Annotated in this window: 16 protein-coding genes; 2 read left to right on the top strand and 14 right to left on the bottom strand. The window is 69.3% G+C overall.

The annotated features are described in order from the left end of the window. Nucleotides 1-52: 52 nt before the first annotated feature. From mimD to EV378_RS25300, 4 genes are all read right to left on the bottom strand, one after another. Nucleotides 53-430: a propane 2-monooxygenase effector subunit MimD gene (gene mimD / locus EV378_RS25315; protein WP_165922476.1), complete on the bottom strand. Its 378-nt coding sequence runs from the start codon at nucleotides 428-430 to the stop codon at nucleotides 53-55. Beyond that, on the bottom strand, nucleotides 427-1,635 hold the full coding sequence (locus EV378_RS25310; RefSeq protein WP_132429908.1) for an aromatic/alkene monooxygenase hydroxylase subunit beta: 1,209 nt from the start codon (nucleotides 1,633-1,635) through the stop codon (nucleotides 427-429). The genes mimD and EV378_RS25310 overlap by 4 nt, the downstream gene beginning before the upstream one ends. Further along, on the bottom strand, nucleotides 1,632-2,684 hold the full coding sequence (locus EV378_RS25305; RefSeq protein WP_132429907.1) for an FAD-binding oxidoreductase: 1,053 nt from the start codon (nucleotides 2,682-2,684) through the stop codon (nucleotides 1,632-1,634). Before EV378_RS25305 ends, EV378_RS25310 begins: the two co-directional genes overlap by 4 nt. Nucleotides 2,685-2,929: 245 nt before the next feature. Beyond that, nucleotides 2,930-4,564, bottom strand: a complete 1,635-nt coding sequence (locus EV378_RS25300) for a ferritin family protein (protein ID WP_165922648.1) — start codon at nucleotides 4,562-4,564, stop codon at nucleotides 2,930-2,932. Nucleotides 4,565-4,836: 272 nt separating this feature from the next. On the opposite strand from EV378_RS25300, the gene EV378_RS25295 reads away from it, so the two are divergent. Beyond that, nucleotides 4,837-6,666, top strand: coding sequence for a sigma-54-dependent Fis family transcriptional regulator (locus tag EV378_RS25295; protein ID WP_132429905.1), 1,830 nt, complete (start codon nucleotides 4,837-4,839; stop codon nucleotides 6,664-6,666). A gap of 104 nt (nucleotides 6,667-6,770) precedes the next feature. Here the strand turns inward: EV378_RS25295 and EV378_RS25290 are convergent, their stop codons facing one another. From EV378_RS25290 to EV378_RS25255, 8 genes are all read right to left on the bottom strand, one after another. Further along, entirely contained in the window at nucleotides 6,771-7,568 is a 798-nt protein-coding gene (locus tag EV378_RS25290; RefSeq protein ID WP_132429904.1) for an iron-sulfur cluster assembly protein, read from the bottom strand. Continuing rightward, on the bottom strand, nucleotides 7,565-8,587 hold the full coding sequence (locus EV378_RS25285; protein WP_132429903.1) for an amidohydrolase family protein: 1,023 nt from the start codon (nucleotides 8,585-8,587) through the stop codon (nucleotides 7,565-7,567). The genes EV378_RS25290 and EV378_RS25285 overlap by 4 nt, the downstream gene beginning before the upstream one ends. 85 nt (nucleotides 8,588-8,672) lie before the next feature. Then, nucleotides 8,673-9,701 (bottom strand): NAD(P)-dependent alcohol dehydrogenase, encoded by a 1,029-nt coding sequence (locus tag EV378_RS25280; RefSeq protein WP_132429902.1) that lies wholly within the window; start codon nucleotides 9,699-9,701, stop codon nucleotides 8,673-8,675. Between the two features lie 188 nt (nucleotides 9,702-9,889). Next, on the bottom strand, nucleotides 9,890-10,813 hold the full coding sequence (locus EV378_RS25275; RefSeq protein ID WP_243653762.1) for an alpha/beta fold hydrolase: 924 nt from the start codon (nucleotides 10,811-10,813) through the stop codon (nucleotides 9,890-9,892). Continuing rightward, complete coding sequence (locus EV378_RS25270; RefSeq protein ID WP_132429901.1) at nucleotides 10,804-12,510, bottom strand: FAD-dependent oxidoreductase; 1,707 nt, start codon at nucleotides 12,508-12,510, stop codon at nucleotides 10,804-10,806. Before EV378_RS25270 ends, EV378_RS25275 begins: the two co-directional genes overlap by 10 nt. A 43-nt stretch (nucleotides 12,511-12,553) precedes the next feature. Further along, the gene (locus EV378_RS25265) at nucleotides 12,554-13,315 is read right to left on the bottom strand and encodes an SDR family NAD(P)-dependent oxidoreductase (protein WP_207908865.1); all 762 of its coding nucleotides are present in this window, start codon (nucleotides 13,313-13,315) and stop codon (nucleotides 12,554-12,556) included. Beyond that, on the bottom strand, nucleotides 13,312-14,628 hold the full coding sequence (locus EV378_RS25260) for an MFS transporter (protein WP_132429900.1): 1,317 nt from the start codon (nucleotides 14,626-14,628) through the stop codon (nucleotides 13,312-13,314). The genes EV378_RS25265 and EV378_RS25260 overlap by 4 nt, the downstream gene beginning before the upstream one ends. A gap of 66 nt (nucleotides 14,629-14,694) precedes the next feature. Then, nucleotides 14,695-16,068, bottom strand: a complete 1,374-nt coding sequence (locus EV378_RS25255) for an FAD-dependent oxidoreductase (RefSeq protein ID WP_243653761.1) — start codon at nucleotides 16,066-16,068, stop codon at nucleotides 14,695-14,697. 135 nt (nucleotides 16,069-16,203) lie between these two features. On the opposite strand from EV378_RS25255, the gene EV378_RS25250 reads away from it, so the two are divergent. Beyond that, the gene (locus tag EV378_RS25250; protein ID WP_132429899.1) at nucleotides 16,204-17,007 is read left to right on the top strand and encodes an IclR family transcriptional regulator; all 804 of its coding nucleotides are present in this window, start codon (nucleotides 16,204-16,206) and stop codon (nucleotides 17,005-17,007) included. Nucleotides 17,008-17,104: 97 nt separating this feature from the next. On the opposite strand, the gene EV378_RS25245 is transcribed toward EV378_RS25250, so the two are convergent. Further along, nucleotides 17,105-18,121: a hypothetical protein gene (locus EV378_RS25245; protein WP_132429898.1), complete on the bottom strand. Its 1,017-nt coding sequence runs from the start codon at nucleotides 18,119-18,121 to the stop codon at nucleotides 17,105-17,107. Between the two features lie 45 nt (nucleotides 18,122-18,166). After that, nucleotides 18,167-19,567: an NAD(P)/FAD-dependent oxidoreductase gene (locus EV378_RS25240; RefSeq protein WP_132429897.1), complete on the bottom strand. Its 1,401-nt coding sequence runs from the start codon at nucleotides 19,565-19,567 to the stop codon at nucleotides 18,167-18,169. Nucleotides 19,568-19,588 lie beyond the last annotated feature (21 nt).

Genomic DNA, 19,588 nt, shown 5'->3' with positions numbered 1-19,588 from the left:
CCGACCGGTGCGCTGTCACGGTCGGCGACCCGACAGGTCGGGTGACGGTTCGTCAGGACACCTTGGGAGGCAGCATGTCGCCGATGAACTCGGCGGCCTCCTCCAGATCACCGAACATGATCGTCCGGTCATCCATGTGGACCATCTTCCCGTAGTGCGTCGACATGTTCTCCTCGAACTCGGCCGCGTCGTAGAAGTCGTCGTCCTCGCCCAACGCCTCGCAGATCTCCGAGTACACGAAGTCCATCCGGCCGACACAGTCCACCCGGATCATCGACGGCAGGTGGGATACCTCCACGTTCTCCTGCCGGCTCATGACCTCGGCGACAACGGCGCCGACCTGGTTGTTCATCAGCGTGACGCCGGCCTTGCCCGAGGCGCTGTTGTCGGCCTTGAACGGGCTCTCGGCGGTCGTGAACTGCTGGGTCACTGGGAAAGCTCCTTCGGGGTCTCGAGTCCGAGGTCGTTGATGATTCCGGCGAACCGGCTCTTGGCCCGGTCGAGGCTGTCCTCGAAGCGCGGGGGCTTCGCGTCCGGCAGCGACCAGATGGGCTGCAGCGTCCGGGCCGCCTCGAGGCACTGCGGGACCCAGTGCGAGAGCCAGCCCTGCATCAGCTGCTTGTTGTGGTCGGCGAACTCCCGATCCTGCGTGAGCGGGCCGAAACAGGCCTGCGTCCAGCGCAGGTCGCGCTGGGCGTAGTCGTACTCGGCGGCACCCATCACGGTCGGGGTGACGAAGTCACCGTTGCCGGCCGCGGCCTGCATGACCAGGTTGGACCGGAACAGCTCACCGATCAGCGGCTCGAACACGACGTTCGTGGCGAACACCGACTCGCCCCAGTCGTCGTCGACCGCGGTCAGCGCCTCGGCGACCTTGCGCACGCCCTGCCACTCGGCGTCCTCGTTCCACGCCGGCAGGTGAGCGGTGCCGTCGAAGCCGTCGATCTCCTCGGTCAGCGTCAGGTTGTACAGCGCGAGGTCCTGCGCGAACCGGATCTTGTGCATGCTGTTCACCGCGAACGCCGTGTTGTGCATGTTCGTCGGACCGGACCGCTGGACCGCTGCGAAAACGTAGAGGCCGAGACCGTGCTCGACGTGCATCCAGGCGCCGACGTTACGTTCGACGAACTGCTTCCAGTTCGACGTCCAGTTGTCGAACGCCTTCGCGTTGCGGGCGTTCTCGATGTTCTGCTGGACCTGCCGGACAACGTTCGCGTTGTACCGGTAGAAGGTCATCTCCCATTCTTCGTTCGGGTCGCGGAACTCGTGCCAGCCGTGCGCCGGCCACTCGAAGTTCTTCGGCAGACCGCCGGTGCCGATACCCCGCTCGGGTGCCGGGTCGTCGACGCCCCACGCCTTGAGCTTCGTCCAGTCGAGCGGGTAACCGGCGGATCCGTCCCCGAAGCCGTAGATCCAGCCCTGAGCGAGGTAGTGCCGCGGATCCGGCTGGACCTCTACGGTGACGTCCTCGTAATGCGTCTGCTTACGCTTGGCCGGCCGGTAGTAGTTGTATCGGCGGGCTGCGGGGCCGGAATCGGGGAAGTCCCGTGCCCCGGCCTCCGCATCGGTGAACTGGGGCTTGGGGACGCTCCGCTGGGTCTTGCTGTCCGACGTGTCCGACTGCGTTGTGGTCACTGACCGTCCTCTGCTTGCTCGGCGGTGGTGGTGAACTTGTCGAAGAAGATGTTGTCTTCCTTCACTCCAAGTTGCGTCAGCGTCGCGATCGCCGCGTCGACCATCGGCGGCGGACCGCAGACATAGGCATCTGCTCCCTTCAGATCTGTCTCCTCGGCCCGGACGACCTCGGTGATCAGTCCGGTCCGCCCTGTCCATGTGGCATCGCCGGGTTCGGACAGAGCTGGGACATAGCTGAAATCGCTCGGCAGCCTCTCGCCGAGCTCGGTGATCTCCTTCTCGAAACAGAGGTCATCCGCGGTACGGGCTCCGTAGTAGAACGTCGACTTCCGCTCCACGCCCCGTTCGGCGAGCGAGCGGAGCAGGGACAGGATCGGGGACAGGCCAGCCCCGCCGCCGACGAAGATCAGGTCGCTGGTGCGGTTCTCGCGCAACGTGCAGGTCCCGAACGGTGCCTCCACCTCGAGCCGATCCCCCACGGAGAGACGTTCGGCGAGGAACTGGGAGAACAGACCGTCGGGATAGATCCGGATGACGAACTCCAGGAGCCCCTCACGGTTCGGCGTGTTGGCCATCGAGAACGAACGGCTCTCGTCGGTACCCGGAACCGTGAAGTCCATGTACTGACCCGGGAAGAACTTGATCTCGACCGGGTCGACCATCTTCACCACGAGATGGCGCATGTCGTGCGTGACCGGCTCGTTCGAGACGACCTCGACCGTGCCCTTCGTCAGGGGCAGGCCCGACCGGATGACCTCCTCGTCGAAGTTGAGGAGCTCGATCGTCAGGTCCTCGTAGGCGTGCGCCCTGCAGAGGAGGGTCGAACCCTCCTCCCTCTCGTAGTCCGGCAGCGCGAACGTCGAGTAGGAGTCGTACTCGATGTCCTCGCCCTCCAGCACGAAGGACTTGCACGCCGCGCACTGGCCTTCCTTGCACCCGTGCATGAGCTGCACACCCTGCTCGGCTGCAGCGCGGAGGATGTTCTGGTCCTCGTCGACCTCGATCTCGATCCCGACCGGCTCGAACCGAACGGTGTGCTTCTCGCCCATCGTCTTCTCCTCGTGGCGTCGTCCGGGTTCCCGGGCACCGGCGAGACGATGGCTGATCTCGTCCGGTGCCCGGGTGCTGATGCGCGCCGTCGCCGGACCGGCTCGGGGACGACCCGGGTGTTCGGCGCAGACGCTGCTGGGTGTCGTCAGACAGGGCTGAGGACAACCGGCGGATCGGCAGGGAAGGTGCCGCCGGAAGTGTGGTCCGCCGGCACCTCCCCCTCGCCTGACCCGCGCTCAGGCGTTCAGTTCGCCGGCGCCGGACGTCCGGCCGGCCCCTGCTTGTTGTAGTCCGCGACGAAGGCGGCGCGACCGGCGTCGTCCATCTCGTTAAAGAGGACGTTAGGGCTCTGCAGCGGAGCGAGCCGCCGCATGTGGTCCAGCGTCCACATCTTCTTCGGGTCGAGATCGAGGTGCGGCTGAGCGGTCATGGTCTTGCCGTCGTCGCGGACGAAGCCCATGTCCTGGACCACGTCGGCCCAGTTCCAGCCGTGGTACAGCGTCTCCCACTCACGCTTACCGACCAGCTTGCCCATGTTCGGGGTCTCGCGACCCTGGTACGTGGGCCGGAACGCCTCGGCGTCGGTCCAGCGGCACATCTCGTGGCAGTACGTGCGGTGCTGGCCGTCGACGTAGTCCACGACCATGTCCTCACGCACCAGACACGGGACCATGCACGTCCAGCAACGCGCCGGGTAGACGTAGTCCACGTCCTCGGCGACGATCGGGTTGTGCCCGTTCGGCTTCGCCAGACGGTTGTAGTTCTCCCACCACTTGCCGTACTTGTCGTACCAGCCCGGGTACTTGTACTCGAACCACTCGAAGTCCTCGTCGGTCATGCCGTCGATGCGCCAGTAGTTGGCGAGCCAACCGGTGGCGAAGAACTGCGCGACCTCGTGGACGTAGCCCTTCTCCCAGATCTGCTTCCACGACTCCTCGACGAGGTCGTGGGGGATGACCAGGCCGTACTTCTCGAGCGGCACCAGGTAGGCACGGTAGTAGTCGTCGTAGATCCAGCGACGCCACATCTCCGCGTAGGACTCGCGGTCCTTACGACGGTCCTTCGTGCCGTACTCGATGAACGTACCGATGGCGGCGTCCACCACGCGGTGGTTGTTCCACCACGCGTAGCGCAGGTCACGCTCGAGCAGCGGCCGGTTGTCCTCGTCCGACAGCGCCATCAGAAGCGTGGCGTAGCCGTTCGAGATGTGCCGCGACTCGTCGGACTGCACCGAGTGGAACACCGTCGGCAGCAGGTAGTCACCGTTGGCCGCGGCCTCGGCCGGCATGGCCACGAACAGCGTGTTCGTGAACGCCGTCTCGGCCAGCACGGTCAGATAGATCGACGCGGCCGTGATCGCGTCACCGGTGATGAAGCCCTCGGCGAACTGACGGCCGATCGTGCCGCAGTAGTCCGAGTGGAAACTGCGCAGCGAGTTGTTGAAGCCCGCCGGGTCGATGTAGTTGTTCATGTACAGGCGCTTCAGGTTCTGCTGGATCGTCGAGTGACGCACCTCGTCGATCATCTGAATCGCCTGGCCGTTGTGCAGCTCCGGGTTCGGCACGGCCTGGAACAGCATCGGCATCGCCCGCGCGGCCGAGATCTCCGGGAGCGGGATGATGGACAGGAACAGCTTCTGCCACTCCAGCCAGCGCTCCTGGACCTGCCGGAACATGTTCCCGCGGATCGCGCCGTCCTGGGCGCCGTAGACGCGGTGGTCCTTCTCCTCCTCCATCGGGAAGTAGGACCTGAGCACCTGCTTCAGGGGGTCCTTCTTCGCCGCCTTACGGAAGGTGTAGTCGGTTCCGTACTTCATGTACGGCTCGTGGTACTGCGGCTCCCAGGAAAGCTCCTGGATCTTCTGGTGAGCCTTCGCCAAGCTCTGACGACTCACAACGTCTCCTCACAGTGGTGGAATCGGGCCGAGGCGTACCTCACGGCCGTCACGAGCCGGGCCACGGCTGGCGCGGGAACCGCGTTGCGCCCGGCTCGCGATATCGATCCCAACTCACGGTCCGCCGTGTCGGGGGTCACGTCTCATCCTGAGAAGAACGCGTCGACGGTCCCGGGCTTAACTTGGCCGAGGCCGCCACGACCCCCTCCGTACACCGGGTGTGGCCGGCCGGGCGAGACGAAAGGACTCGGTGATCTGTGCAGGAGTGGGACACGGCCGACAACGGCTCGGACCGGACGGTGCAGGCGCCCGCCGTGCGCATCGACGACGCGGGTACCCGTGACGCGGCCCGGGCGCGGTCGGCGTTCTTCGGTCGGAACGTCATCGATCAGAGTCGCGTGCGGGCGCCGATCGCGGCGTCGTGGCAGCGCGCCCGGGAGCGGCACATCGATGTCGACCGGGTCGAGCAGGGCACGGTCGCCGATGTCGATCCGGACTCGATACTCGCTCGCGCGGCCCGGCCGATCATCGAGGACATGGCCGAGCAACTCGCCAACGAACCGACGAGCGTCATCCTCTGTGACGCCCAGGGGGTCATCCTCGAACGCCGTTCCGGCGACTCGTCGTTGACCCGGTATCTCGACACGGTCGGCCTCGTCCCCGGTTTCAGCTACGCGGAGCAGTTCGTCGGGACCAACGGCATCGGAACCGCTCTCGAGGACGGGGAACCGATCCGGGTCTTCGGGCACGAGCACTACGCGGAGGGCCTGGTGCGGCTGGCCTGCGCCGGCTATCCGATCAAACATCCCCAGAGCGGCGCTGTGCTCGGTGTCGTGGATCTGACGTGCTGGGGGGCCGACGCGAACCGGTTCATGACGCACGCAGTCACCAACATGGCTCGCCGGGTCACCGGCGTTCTGTGGGAGGAGACGAACTCACGGCAGCTCAGCCTGGCGCGCAGGTACCTGACGGTCTGCGACGAGGCACAGGGCGCCGTGTTCGCCGTCGACGACAACCTGCTGATGATGAACGAGCAGGCGCGCACGCAGTTCTCGGCCGGCGACCACGCCGCCCTTCTCGCCGGTGCCCAGCCGGTTCTCGAGGCGGGGACCCAGCGACGCGTCATGGTGGACCTCCCGAGCGGCGCGACCGCTCGCGTCCACTGCCTGCCGGCCGCGGGCGGTGGCGCCCGCGGGATCCTGAAGGCACGAATGATCACCGACGGCACGACCAGACCGCCGTCGTCGGGGGTCGTGGCGCCCTATGCGCGATTCGGGGTCGTCGGCTCCGCACCCCTGTGGGGGCGGTGCACCGCCGCGATCGACCGGCACATCGGCGAGGACAGCTGGATGATGCTGGAGGGTGAGTCCGGAGCCGGGAAGACGGCGCTCGCCGTCGCCGCGCATCGACTGCGCAGGCCCACCTCGCCGCTCGTCGTGGTGGACCTGGCAGAGGAGGTGGACTGGCACGACAGGGTCGACGAGGGAATGAACGGCGACCACACCACGGTCGTCCTCCGCCATCTCGAGTCGCTCGACTCGGCCGGTGTGAGCGCGCTCGTTGATCTGCTGGAGCCACACCGTGAGTCGCACGATCCAGGTCGGCCGACCGTGATCGCGACATTCACGCCCTCGGACGGGCACGACGTCGATCTCGGCGTGGTGATGGAACTACTGACGGTGAGCGTCGCCGTGCCTCCGTTGCGGCACCACATCGAGGACCTGGACGAGCTCATCCCCCACCTGCTCGGCATGCTCGGACACGGCACGAACCTCTCGTTCACCCCGGCTGCGGTCCGGAACCTCAAGCGCAACCACTGGCCGGAGAACGTGCGTCAGTTGCGTCAGGTCGTGCTCAAGCTGCTCTCCCGGCGCAGATCGGGCGTCGTCGACGTCGATGACCTTCCGATCGAATGCCGCCTCACCACGCGGCGGGTGCTGACGCCGCTGGAAGCCATCGAGTGCGACGCGATCGCCACGGCGCTCAACGACGCCAGTGGCGACAAGGTGTCTGCGGCCCGCCAGCTGGGGATGTCCCGCGCGACGATCTACCGGAAGATCCGCGAGTACGGCCTCAGCATCGCGTGAGCCGACAGGCGTCCACGTCGGTGGAGTGCCCACCCCCCTCTGCGAACGAACGGCACCTTCGAGCAGTCACGTTGCTCGAAGGTGCCGTTCGTTCGGGAGTGCGGCTAGTGGTTCGCCGCCTCGGGTGCGTAGCGGATCTTCAGCAGGGACTTGCAGTACTCGCCGTTGGTCTCGATCCCGACGCGCTGCAGCCGGGCCCGGCGCAGGTGCAGCGGCACCTGTTCGGTGGTGACCCGGCTCCCGTCGGGGTGCAACAGCAGTGGGGCGTCGTCGCCGGCCGGGAGACCGATGGCCTCGCGGCGTGTGCGCATCCGGCCCAGTTCCGCGGTGTCGGCGTCGGTGCCGGCCAGCTCGCCGAGGGTCATCGCGGCCAGCTCGTCCGGTCCGGCGCCGGCGTCGACCAGGGGTTGGGCCACCCGGTCCTGGCCGGCCATCGCGGCCTTGGACAGGAACGTGCGCCGTAGCTCGTCGAGCTCGGCCGCGGCCTCGCCGTTGACCGAGCCCTCGAAGGACTTGACGAACCCGGCGTGTGCGGCGACGCCCCCGTTGATCTCCTCGGAGGCGGAGTGGTCGGCCAACGTCACGGACGCCCTGTTCACTCCCGGGATCGCCATCACCGCGTCGTAGGCGTCGGCGACCATCAGGAACGAGAAGTTCGGGGCGCAGAAGAACGTCGGCAGCCGGAGCCCGACCGTGACGGCGACACCACCGGCAACACCACCGGCATCACCGCCGGTGTCACTGTCAGGGTCGGGCTCGGGGGTGACGGTGCACGTCTCGACGAAGTCGAGGTCGGTGATCGGCTCGTCCAGTTCGGGATCGAGCACCGTCCCCAGTGCGGACCACACGGCCTGCCGGTCGACTGTGCCGCGGTCGGCGTCGAGCGCAGGCCCGGCCGTCATGCCTGAGCCACCGCCTCGTCGGAGAGCTGCATCTCGGCCGGGACCGGGATGTCGTAGAGGCGGGCGGCGTTCAGGCCGAGGATCTTCTTCTTCGACGCGGTGGTCAGGCGCGGGTAGTCGGCGAACTGGTCGTCGTCGGGCATCTGCCAGTCGACCAGGCCCTCGACCTGCCACTTCGGTGTCCAGATGTTGTAGTCGCCGCCGAAGAGCATCTTGTCCTCACCGACCCAGAACAACAGCTCGCCCATGACCTTGGCGAAGAACTTCGGGCGGGCGTGCATCAGGCCGCCGACGACGACCGACAGGCCGGCGTAGACGTTGGGCTCCTGCACCGCCATGAAGCAGAAGTCCTCGATACGCGGCAGGCCGACGTGCTCGACGATGAAGTTCAGGCCCTGGAAGTCGGTGGCCGCGTGGTCGACGTCGGCGACGTCGAACGCGTCCTTGTCCAGCGGCCAGATCGTCGGGCCCTTGTGCACGTGCACGTTCTTGACGCCCAGGTCCTGGGCCGCCTGCAGGAAGCGGTACGCCTCCGGGTCGGTCAGCTTGTAACCGCGGGAGTCGCCGTTCCACTCCGCGGTGTAGAGCTTCACACCCTTGTGGTGGTACTTGGCCATGTCGGCCTCGAGCTGCCTGAGTCCGGCGTCGCCCTCACGGGGGTCGAAACGGCCGTTGACGATCAGCCGGTCGCCGAAGCGCTCCAGCAGCGCGGCGTTCTGGTCGGCCGTGTTGAAACCGTTCTTGTACCAGGCCTTCAAGTAGGTCGACTGGAAGATGGCGTGGTCGACGTGGCCCTCGGTGAACATGTCGCGCTCGAAGTCCTCGGGCGAGACCTTCAGGTAGTGCTCCCAGTCCCAGTGGGTCTCCGGCGGCCCGAGCTGGTGGTAGCCGTAGAAGCAGTCGATCCAGCCCTTGGCGTACTGCTCGGCGCCCTCGACCCAGTTCTCCCGGGACGCGTCCCAGAAATGGACGTGGGAGTCCACGACGAAGTACTTCTCGCCATCCTTCTCGTACGACATGCGAATCCTCCTGCTGCGACGGCCGTGCCGCCTGGTGGTGGGTAGGAGCTCTCGTGCGGCGGGTGCGACGACACCCGCCGAAGCGTCAGGGAACGAGGATCGCCCGGCCGCGGACCTTGCCCGCGTCCAGGTCGTGCAGGGCGTCCAGCGCCGAGTCGAGCGGGTACTGCTTGGTGTGCAGCGTGACCTTCCCCGCCTGGGCCAGGACCATCAGCTCGGCGAGGTCGTTGTAGGTGCCGACGATGTTGCCGATCACGTTCTTCTCGCCCGCCACGAAATCCAGCGTGGGGGCCGTGAACTCGCCGCCGTAGCCGAGCATGAACTGGTAGCCGGCCGGGCCGGTCATCTGCCACGCGTCGAGCTCGGCGCCCTGCTCGGCGACGAAGTCGAACACGACGGTCGCGCCGCCACCGGTGAGATCCTGCACCGCGGCGACGTGGTTCCCGTCGGCCACGACGGTCTCGTCCGCGCCGATCTGCTTGGCCAGCTCGAGCGCGTCCGGGTTCTTGTCCACCACGATGATCTTGGTGGCGGTCAGCGCGGCGAGCGACTGGATGCCGATGTGGCCCAGCCCGCCCGCGCCCTGCACGACGGCCGTCGTGCCCGGGTAGAGGAACGGCACCGACTTGCGCACCGCGTGGTACGCGGTGATGCCGGCGTCGGCCAGCGCGGCCACATCGGCCGGGTTCGTGCCCGGGTTCAGCTTCACGCAGGCCCGCGCCGTGGTCCGCAGGTACTCCGCCATGCCGCCGTCGTTGTTCGACAGGCCGGGGAAGAACGCGTCGCCGGTGCACTGCATGTCCCGGCCGTAGCGGCACATCGTGCACAGGCCGCAGGACGGCTGCGGGTGCAGGATCACGGTGTCGCCGACCTTGACGTTGGTGACCCCCTCGCCGACCTCGTGCACCCAGCCCGCGTTCTCGTGACCGATCACGTACGGCAGGTCCGGGTTCTGGATGTCCTTCCAGTCACCGTTGACGATGTGCAGGTCGGTGCGGCACACACCGGCGCCGCCGATCTTGACGATGACGTCGAGCGGCCCCTGGATCGTCGGTTCGGGGATGTCGTCGAGCTTCGGGTCTTCCTGATACGCGTGCACCCGCACGGCCTTCACGCGGTACCTCCTTCGTCGGGGTCCTGGACCATCCGAACGCATGGACGGACGCCGGGGGGAAGGGATCTCACGATGAGAATCTGTGCGGGCCGTGGTCAGCGAGCGGAGTCGACCGGACGGATGCTCGCCGACGTGCTGATCGACCTCGCCGATCCGTGCGGGCGCGGCGCGACGCCGGACGTCGATGGCTATCGCGCTATCAGCCCTGCGAGCTCTCGGGGACGCGAGGCGAAGGGAGAGTGGCTCGTGTCGATCCGCGCAACCCGAAAGGAATTGCCCGGGGTGAGCCGGTCGGCGTCGTCGATCATCATGCGTTGCAGCGCCGGGCTGACGACCCGGTCCCGTTCCGTCTGTACGTAGGTGCGGGGAATCGCGCCCCACCGCTGCGCGGTGGCCGCGACCACGGCCGTGGCCATACCGGTGGGGTTGTCGGGGACCAGAGACGTGGCGTATGCGAGGAAGCGGTGCTCGTCGACGTCGCCGTAGAACACCTCGTGCAGTCTCGCGCGGTACCGCTCGTCGGTGCTGCGCGGGTTGAGCCGGGTCGCCCCGATGGCCGTTGGATCGCCGATGTAGAGATCCGGGTAGCGCGGGCCCGCCTCGGGCAGCCGCAGGTATGCGGCGGCCGATCCCAGCCTCGTCGGGACGAGCGCGGCGACGTAGACGAGCTCGTCGATCAGGTGGGGGGCCTTCTCGGCGGCCCGGGTCGCGGTGATCCCGCCGAGACTGTGTGCCACCACGACGATCCGTCGGCATCCGTGACTTCGGATCCTGCGCAGCACTGCCAGGACGGCGTCGGCGGTCTCCTCAACGGTCAGGTCCCGCAGCGGGGAGACCTCGGTGTCGAGCCCCGCCTGCCCCTCCCGCAGGTACGAGGTCGGGAACCGCGCGTGCGGGCCCGCGCCCGGCAGATCGACGGCCAGCGCACGGCATCCGCCCGACTCGAGCTCGGTCACCACCTCCGTCCAGGCGGCGCCACTGTTCCAGGCTCCGTGCACGAGCACGAACACCGTCTCGCGTGCCCCGGGCACGAGCCGACCTGCCGCCAGCGCACCGGCGCTCGCCAGCGCGCTCCCCAGGACCGTCCGTCGTCCGACCTTCCCTATCCCCACGACCTGTCCCGTCCGCCTGCCTCGGTCCCTGGAGGGCCGTCCGTCTCGTCGGCCCCATGCTCGTTGCGAGCGGCGTCGCGGGCGACGAGGTACGCGAACGTCACCGCGGCCCCGATCCGGCAGCCCGGGCCCGGGTACTCCGACGCCGTGAACGAGCGGGCGTCGTCCCCGCAGGCGTAGAGGCCGGGCACCGGCCTACCCGACTCGGTGATTACACGACCCGCGTGGTCCGTCCGGACCCCGTAGGTCGTCGACAGCGGGGTGGGCACGACGGCGACCGCGTAGAACGGCGGCGTACGGATCGCACCGTGCGTGACACCCGTCTGGCCACCGCCCCCGGCCCGGCCGACCGTCGCGAGGGTGTCGTCCAGCCCGTCCGGATCAACACCTATTCGCGTCGCGAGCGCGCGCGCCGTCGACCCGACGACGAGATACCCCTCGTCCAAGTGGCGGCGGAGGCCGATCACGGGCAGGTACGGACGGACCAGGCCGAGTCCGTACCGGCGTAGACCTGGGGCGTCGGTGACCAGCCAAGCGGGGATGGCTGGAGCCTGCGCCCGCGACGCGGAGTACATGGCCCGCACGAAGCGGTGGTAGGAGACGGACTCGTCGACGAAGCGTCGCCCGTCCCGGGCCACGGCCACCAGTCCGGGACGGGCTCGATCCCAGATGTGCGGGTGGACCGCCGTGCTCCCGTCGCGCCGCCGACCGACGGAGCTGGGAAACCACATCGCGTTATCGGTGTCGTGGTCCCCGAGGGAGCCACCGGCGGACCGGGCGAGAGCCAGCGACTCGCCCGTCGTCTCGGGCACCGCGGGACTGAACTGAGGGGTCGGGTCGGGGCAGAGTTCGGCTCGGAGCCGCTGGCTCGCAGCGAAACCGCCGCACGCCAGGACGACACCTCGCCGAGCGCGGATCCGGACCGCGCGCCCGCGCCGGACGGCCCGTACACCGGAGACCCGTCCCCCGGCGTCGACCACCAGCTCGTCGGCACGGGCGGTGAACCACACCGGCACCGACGCCGCGAGCAGCCGTTCGTACAGGGCGGCGACCAGGGCGTTGCCCAGCGTCAGCCGGGTGCCACGGGGATAGCCCCGCCCCCGGTCGGCCACCCATCGGGCACCGAGCCGCGCCGCGGTCCGCATCGCACCGAGCGCTCCGGCAGGGAACGGAGTCAGTAGCCGTTCGGCCTCGGCCCGGCGGAGCATGAGGGAGCCGCCGAGCAGCGCGAACTCGGGTAGCGGAGCGCGCACCCGGCCGAACGCGGCTCGACCGAGCCGCCGCCCGTCGAACGGGCACGGCTCCAGCGCCCGCCCGACACCGGCACCGGGGACGTTCGGGTGGTAGTCGACCGCACTTACGGCATGCCGGAACCGAACACCCAGCCGCTCCAGGTGTTCCACCGCTGCGGGAGCGTGGGTCAGGTAGGACTCGCGCAGGTCCGACCGGCCGTGGTCGCCGACCAGCTCGTCCAGGTAGCGACGCGCCGCAGCGACGTCGGCCGTGCCGTCCTCGGTGTGCCGGTGTCCGGGAACCCACACCGTGCCGGCCGAGCGGGCCGTGGTTCCGCCCACCCACGGGGACTTCTCCAGGACGAGCGCCGACAGCCCCTCCGACGCGGCGACCAGCGCTGCGGTGAGCCCCGCGCCACCTGCCCCGAGGACGAGGAGGTCGACCTCGTCGTCCCATCCCGTCATACCCACGCCTCCTTCGTCGATCGGCACGTCCCGCGTGTCCGGCTCAGTAGTTCGCACGACCGCCCGACAGGTCGTAGGTGAATCCGGTGGTGAACGACGCCGCCGGGGAGACGACCCACCGCACAAGGGCGGCGACCTCCTCGACCGTTCCGAGCCGACCCATCGGGATGAGAGTCCGCAGGGCGGCGAACTGGTCGTCGGGGATGCCGTCGACCAGTGCTGTTCTGATCATGGTCGGAGCCACCGCGTTGACGGTCACCCCACTGAGCGCGAACTCTTTCCCGAGGGCCTTGACCATTCCGATGAGCCCTGCCTTGGAGGCGGAGTACCCCGTCATGGCGGGGTTGCCGTCCTTGCCCGCCTGGGAGGCGACGTGGACGAGCCGTCCGTAACCTCCGTCCACCATGACCGACAGAACGGCCTGCGACAGGACGAACGCCCCGATGAGGTTGACGCGCACGAGCCGCTCGAAGTGGTCGACCGTTTCGTCGGCCGCCGGCGAGGGGTCGCCCAGGACACCGACGCAGTTCACGACCGCGTCGATGCCTCCGAGTACCTGCACCGCAGCCGTGACCATCGCGGGCACGCTCGCGGGGTCGGCGAGGTCCACGTCGAGCCATGCCGCCGTTCCGGGCCGGCTCGCGGGGACGCCGGGGAGGTCGCTGCCGACCACCAACGCCCCCGACGCGAGCAGCAGCTCGGTGACACCTGCACCGATGCCGTGACCGGAACCGACGACCAGGATCCGGTGACCGCCGATCCCGTAGCCGTCGACGGCCGGTTCGGGAGTCCGACCGGCGCTCACGATCCCCCTCCCGACCGGTCGGCAGGCTCTCGTGTCTCGGGGCTGGCCAGCACTGCTCCGGTCGAAGCCAGCGCGAGCAGCAGTACGAGAGCCGCCACCGGCCAGAACGAGCCGGATGCGGCGACCAGCGCGGTGGCGATCAGCGGTGTGAAGCCACCCAACGGATCGGAGATCGAACGAGCGACGTTGACGCCCGTGTTGCGGATCCGAGGCTCGAACATCTCGGCGAGGTAGGCACCGGCGACCGCGAGGACGATCTTGAGCCCGAGGCCGTAGGCGAGCGTCAGCGCGACGACGACGAGCAGCGGCTCACGGGTCTCGAGCAGCCAGAAGAACGGGAACACGAACGCGGCCGTGAACAGCAGGCCGAACAGGAACACCGGTCGCCTGCCGACGCGGTCGGCCAGCTGCCCGGTGAGGGGGATGACGGCGAGACCGACGGCGTTCCCGAGCAGGACGCCGGTCAGCGCCGGCCCGGCATCCATGTCCAGCTGCTGCGTGCAGTACGAGATCGCGAAGACGTTGAACAGTTGGGCGCACACCGCCTCCGTCGACCGGGCCAGTGACGCCAGCGCCAGGTTCTTCCGGCTGCCGCGGAGCAGCTCGCGGATCGGGTTCCTCGTCACCGTGCCGGTCCGCTTCAGCTCCGCGAACTCCGGTGACTCGTCGACCCGCAGCCGCAGGTAGAGGCCGACGAACACGAGACAGAAGCCGAACAGGAAGGGCAGGCGCCAGCCCCAGATGAGGAAGTCGGCGCGCGGCAGCAGCGACAGCAGGCCGAACACACCGGTGCCGAGCATCACTCCCAGGGAGACCCCGAGCGCGGGCACGGTCGCGAACAGCCCGCGCCGACCGGGGGCGGAGAACTCGGAGGTCATGGTGACCGCCGTGCCGTACTCCGCCCCGGCACCGAGGCTCTGCAACAGGCGCAGGAACACCAGCAGGATCGGGGCGATCACGCCGATCTCGGCGTAGGTCGGGAGCAGCCCGATGGCGGCGGTCGCGACGCCCATGAGGACGAGGCAGAACACCAGCAGCTGCTTGCGCCCGACCGTGTCGCCCCAGCGGGCGATCACCATGCCCGCCACCGGACGGAACACGAAACCGATCGCGTAGGTGGCGAAGGCCGCCAGTGTGCCGGCGAGGGGGCTCTCGGAGGGGAAGAACAGCGGAGCGAACGCCAGTGCGGTCGCCGTCCCGAAGACGTAGAAGTCGTACCACTCGAGAACGGTGCCGATGAGGTTCGCGGCGACGGCCCGCCGTCGCGAACGGGAGCTCGCCGTGGGGAGTTGGGTGGATGCGGGTGTGGTCACCGGTGACCGCCTTCGATGAGCTGGGCTACAGGAGGATGAACCGTTCCGGCTGGGACGCCGCGGTGGTCAGGCCGTGCTGCCGAGCAGCGGGGAGTCGACGACGGCGCCCGCCTCGCGCAGCGCCGTGCGGAGGCGGTCGGTCGGGACGTCCCGGGGCTCGACGGACTCGGCGACGGCGATCGCCGCCGCGGTGCCCGCCGCCTGCCCGGTCGCCATCGCGGTGCCCATGTGCCGGGTGGCGCCCATCGCCCGTCCGGTCGCGGACAGGCACCGCCCGGCCACGAGCACCCCGTCGAACCCGCGCGGTACCAGGCACCGGTACGGGATGGAAAACGGTGCGGGCGGCTCGACGAGGAGTAGCCCACTGCCGGTCGTGTCGTGGACGTCCAGCGGGCCGCCGCCCTGGGCGACGGCGTCGTCGAACTGGCGGCCCTGAAGGACGTCGTCCTCGCTCAGGAGGAACTCGCCCCGGATGCGCCAGGTCTCCCGCACTCCGATCCACGGCGCGACGGCCGCGAGGTGGCAGCCCTCGAACCCCGGGACCGACTGACGCAGGAACTCGACAACCCCGCGCACCTGCTCGCGTCCGCGACGCTCGGCGGCGGTCAGGTCCCGGCTGTCGGAGCCGTCCAGCCCACTGACTCGCGTCATGAGGATGAAGGCGTCCGTCCCGGCAGGGGAACCCACGAGTGACAGCAGCTGCTGGTTCAGCGCACCGGACTGCATGCCCTCGAGGGCCAACCGGCGCTTCTCGACACGCGGGAGGGCCCGGAAACCCGGCACGTCGACGTTCGAGAGGCGGGCCATCATCGTCATCGGCTGCCGGTCCCGCCTCCGTTCGACCTGGTTCTCGGTGGCGCAGCCGGCCCGGCGGCAGAGCACCGCGTCGGCGGTGGCGTCGACGACCACGCGCGCCCGGACTGCCGTGCGCGAGTAGAGGTCCTGGGTGACCAGCCCCAGGACCGTCGTGCCGTGGACGAGGGGGTCGACCGCCTGGGTGTGCAGCGCTACCTCGACCCCGCTCTCGGAGGCCATCTCGTCCAGGACGAACTTGAGCACCTCCGGATCGAACGGGAACGTCCGCACCGCGACCGGGTTCTCGCTCGCCTCGGCGAGAACGTAGGGGGTGAACCCGGTCGCCCCGCCCGCGGCGACCAGCCGTTCGGTGATCTCGTGTCCGATGCCCCCGCCGACGAGTCGGTCCCGCCAGTAGAAGCCCATGAAGCTGGCCACCATCGCGCCGGTCGCGGTTCCGCCGAGGAAGGGGGCCTTCTCGACGAGCACCGTCCGGGCACCGGCCCGTGCCGCGGCCACTGCCGCGCAGAATCCGGCCGGGCCGCCGCCCGCGACGGCGACGTCCACCGTGCGGGAGACCGGGACGGACTCGGCCGGCAGCACGACCGTCTCCTGGCCTGCGCCCATCGCGTGCGGCAGATGCATGTCTCCTCCGTCACCGAGCTCGGTCATGAACTCCGACTACGGTCTTCTGCCGGGGTCCGCCGCGGTGAGCTGTTCCGGATGGCAGAACGACTACGCTCTGATCTGCGACGACGGGTGCGGTGAGGAGGAGCGGGAATGGGCCGGGCACCGAGCTATCCGCTGAAGTCGGTCGATCACGCGCTGCAGGTGTTGACGACGCTGCAGACCGGAGCCACGCTGCGGGTCGGCGAGGTCGCCGGACTTCTGGGCATCGGCCGCTCCAGCGCCCACCGGCTCCTCAGCGCGCTGGTGTACCGCGACTTCGCGGAGCAGGGGGTGACCCGCGCCTACCGGGCGGGTCACCGCTTGGCGGTACACAACACCGCCCACGACCCGCTGGAGCAGTTTCGACTGCTCGCCCTTCCGGCGTTGAGGACGCTGGTCGACGACACCGACGAGACGGCGTTCCTTCAGGTCCTGCGCGGCCGGGACGTGCACTTCCTCGCCACCGTCGAGTCCGGGCAGGCAGTCCGCGTCGGGGATCGGACCGGTCTGGTCCTTCCCGCCCACATGGTGTCCGGCGGCCGGGCCATGCTCGCGACGATGAGCGACGAAGACGTGGTCGATCTCTACAGCGGGTCACGCCTCGTCGCGGACCCCCGCAGCCTGCGCAGGACACTGGAAGAGGTGCGCAGCAGGGGCTTCGGCACCAACGTCGCCGAGACCGCGTCCGGCTTCGTCGCGCTCGGGGTGGCCACGAGCGGCGATGGCGACCACGCCCGGTTCGCCGTCTCTCTCGGCGTCCCCGAGTTTCGTTACCGCCCGGAGCTGCTCGGGCAGTACGTATCCCAGCTACGACACACTGCATCGGCAATCGAGCACGACGCTCTACCCGCTGATCGCGAACAGCGTCCTGCTCGGGATCCGGACCGAGCGGGCGACGAGGACGCGACGCTCTGACTCGCCCCGGTGCCGCAGCTGCGGTCAGCTGCATGTGACCGCGGCCGACCGGCAGCGTGCGCCAGCGGGTTCGACGCTGGTTCCGGTACTGCTTGCCCTACCGGGTGCGCGAATCTTGCAGATCGACCTGTCGGAGGTGCTTTGCGAGACGGGTCAGCAGGTACACCTGCGCGACGATCGCCGCCGAACCGACGAGCGCGGCGGTCAGCGACGCGGGCAGCATGAATGCGGTGTGGGACACAAGGATCCCGCCTAGGAGCCAGATCCGGTGCGGGTCGGTCCAGTTGGGTGCCGCCTGCCAGCGCAGCACCAGCCAGCCGAACGGAACGGCGGTCATCACCGCGATGATCAGGCGTTGGACGGGGGACATCAGGTCGCCGAGCAGCATCGTGGAGCCGAGGCCGAGCGGGAGCAGTGTGGTGAGGAATGCCATGGTCAGGTACCCGGCCACGACTCCGACCACGGCCGGGCCGGGTGCGCGCCGGGCCCCTCGAACGCGTCCGGTGACGTCGCGGCGCGGGACGACCACCAGTGCGACCACGCCGAGCCCGGCGATGAGCGCGAGGAACAGCATCGTGAAGCCCCAGGGGGTCTGGTAGCCGGGGTCCTGGGTCGCGGAGATCAGGTAGTGGAGCCCGAACACCCCCAGGACCGCGAGGGCGCCCGCGCCGGCCAGGCCCCGGTTGCTCAGGTAGGGCCGGGCCCGCTGTGCCGGGAACAGGAGGTTGGTGATGGTGATCGGTACCAGGACGCTGAGCACGACGTGCACGCCGATCTGCGACTCCCAGTAGGTCCAGTTCAGGCCGAGCGCCCGGAATCCCCAGTCGGCGGCGCCGTACATCCGGGGGCTGGTCAGGGCTTGCAGGCCCAGGCCGTCCTCCGCGAGCTGGTAGGCCACGCCCAGTAGCGCGAGGCTCAGCCAGCCACCGCCGACCCGCACGGTCGCCTCGCGGAGCACGAGGACCCCGGCGCCGTACATCACCATCAGCAGCGGTACGAGCAGCCATGTGAACGGCACCGCGATCGCGGTGAAGGTGAGCTCCGCGCACGCCGTGGTCAGCAGTGCGAGCGTCCAGGGCGCCCTGTTCCACCGCCGGTTCCTGATCCAGTTCATCGGGTGTCTCCTCTCTGTGTTCGGGTGGTGCGGACCGCGGTGGGGTCAGCGACCGTCGTGTGCGTGCAGGAGCTCCTCGAGCTTCGCGTTCTGGGCGCGGGCCATGGCCGTGGTCTGCTGCTCGACGACCGCCCGTTCGGCCGGGTCGTCCGGCATCGGCGGGGCGACGTCCGGGTGCAGGCGTGAGGCGCGCAGCCAGGTGTCGATGTCCGGGTTCGCCGCCCAGCGCAGCTGTTCCGCGTTCGCCGAGAGGGTGAACCGGAGCCAGTCGACGTCGGTGCTCGGGTTGGGTGTGACCGGGCAGAGCTCGTTGCGCACGGTGTCGTCGGGACGGGTCGCCTCCACGTGCGCGACGAGCGCGGCGCTGAACACCGGCTGGCACGCGCGGACCGGCTGCAGGGTGATCAGCCCGTCCTGGAAGATCGGCACGACGGGCAGCTGCTTCACGGCGTCGGCGGTGCAGTCCACGTGCAGGACGCGGGGGCCGGTCGGGAGCGTGCCGCCGTCGAGCTCGACGGCCGTCGCGTCGACCCGCTTGACCCGGCCGAGGCGGACGACGTCGGTGATCCTGCGCAGCTGTTCCAGCTCGGCCCGCGAGACGGTGGCGCAGCGGAACGCCGTCGGCCGCTCGTCCGGGGAGATCCTCAGCAGCGCACCGGCGACGTCGAGCCGGTCGAAGAGGTCGCGTACCGACTCGGCGCCCATGATCGCGTCGTGCTTCGCGGCGTACTCCGACGCGATGTCCTCGGCGCGGCGCAGCGGCATCGGCTGCACCGTCGCCCGGTCGATGAGCCACGGTGCGCGGGGCATGATCCAGGTCAGGTCCGCAGGGTCGACGCCCTGCTCCAGCAGCCAGAGACAGGCGTCGATCCCGGTCTTGCCCGCGCCGACGACGACGTAGCGGTCGTAGGGCTCGCGAACGTCGGGCAGCTCGTTCGGCGGCACGACGGGGATCCCGTCGGCGACCGGGAACTCCGGCGGCTGCATCGCGGGCACCGTCACGCCCTGGTAGGTGGTGTCCACGATCCTGCGCCGCACGGTCACCCGGTACTGCGTGCCCGAGGTCGTCAGGTGGAACCGTCCGCCACCCCGGTACTCGGCCATCGGGAAGTAGGAGACCCGCCCGGTCGGCAGGAACGTCTGCCGCATCACCTGGTCGAAGTAGCTGCAGATCTCGGCGGCGCCCGCCAGTTCGTACATCCCGGCGTTCCAGCCCGTCCGGTCGACCCGGTCGTCGCCGAGCGGGCGGGAGTTCACGCCGTACATGGCCGACGGCTGGTGCAGCCGTACGAAGGGGTAGGCGACGGTCCAGTGCCCGCCGGGCTGGTGGTAGCGGTCGACCATGGTCACGGTCGCCCGCGACTCGGTCAGCAGCGTGTCGACGAACGCCATCGCGGTCGCGCCCGCGCCGATCACGAGGTAGTCGGTGTCGATCTCGGTCACCATCGTGTCGCTCCTGTCTGTCTG

Source organism: Pseudonocardia endophytica (assembly GCF_004339565.1).
GTDB lineage: Bacteria > Actinomycetota > Actinomycetes > Mycobacteriales > Pseudonocardiaceae > Pseudonocardia > Pseudonocardia endophytica.
This window is presented reverse-complemented; position numbering and strand designations above follow the sequence as displayed.